The 255-nt window shown below is 38.8% G+C and carries 1 pseudogene; it reads right to left on the bottom strand.

The features are described 5' to 3' along the window. Positions 1 to 255: pseudogene (locus SB658_RS25735) on the bottom strand (beta-ketoacyl-ACP synthase III); the annotation flags it as partial.

The raw sequence follows: 255 nt of genomic DNA, 5'->3' as shown, positions 1-255 counted from the left end.
GTTCCACCGCCACGAATTTCTGATAAATGCGCACCAGAGCTATATGTTTCCATATGGGAAGCAATAATAGAAGATGTATGATCGCCTTTTGTTATGACAACAGCTGCCGCACCGTCACCGAATAAAATGCTGCTTTCATTTTGTCCCCAATTTAATCCAACAGAAGAAATTTCAGAAGAAATGATAACAACATTTTTGTATCTCCCGCATTCCATTGCGTACGAAATTGTATCAAGTGCTGTTATGAAACTTAGA

The organism is Bacillus sp. SIMBA_008 (genome assembly GCF_046535495.1).
Classification (GTDB): Bacteria; Bacillota; Bacilli; order Bacillales; family Bacillaceae; genus Bacillus; species Bacillus subtilis.
Note: the sequence above shows the minus strand (reverse complement) of the source record. Positions and strands in the feature narration are given on the sequence as shown.